1 protein-coding gene is annotated in these 610 nt (G+C 64.9%); it reads right to left on the bottom strand.

Annotation, left to right across the window (positions count from 1 at the left end; translation table 11 throughout):
- Positions 1-124: 124 nt before the first annotated feature.
- On the bottom strand, positions 125-610 hold a 486-nt coding region (locus tag DYI42_RS24025), incomplete at its 5' end, for a GNAT family N-acetyltransferase (protein ID WP_213549647.1).

Below are 610 nucleotides of genomic sequence, written 5' to 3' on the forward strand. Positions count from 1 at the left end.
CACTGGCACCGTGATGCCCGGCTTTCGGGCGGTGTATGGGTGGCGAGGGCGGTTTGGAGTATTTTCAGCAAGAAAATGCAGGAGGGTGGCGCCCACCGGGCGGGTGGGTGCCACGGGGTTTTGGTCAGCCCTGGGAGCGCAGGCGGATGACCGGCTGGTCGAAGCGCGGGTCGTGCCGTTCGGCGAGTTCTGTGAAGCCGTAGCGGGCGTAGAAGCGGCGGCCGATCTCGTTGCGCTTGAACACGTCGAGTTCGAGCGTGCCCTTGCGGCGGAGCGCGTCCGCCATCAGCGCTCGTCCGTGGCCCTTGCCGCGATGGGCCGGGTCCATGAAGAAGCCGCCGACTTCGGTCGGGGTGCCTGGGATGAGGGCGATGAAGCCGCATGGCCCGTTGCCATCGTCCCAGACATGGGTTTCGGCATTGGGCAGGTAGAGGCTTCGCACCTCTTCTGCGGCCTTCAGAATGAACTCTTCGCCCAGAAAGCCATGCGCGAGGCGGCTGGCTTGGGTGAAGATGCGCACGATGGCGTCGTCGTCGACGCCGGGAGAGTAGGGTCGTATCAATGGATTAATCCCGTGATGTTGGGTGTCATGGAGGCACAGGGCCAGCGG

Source organism: Vannielia litorea, assembly GCF_018424695.1.
GTDB lineage: Bacteria > Pseudomonadota > Alphaproteobacteria > Rhodobacterales > Rhodobacteraceae > Vannielia > Vannielia litorea_A.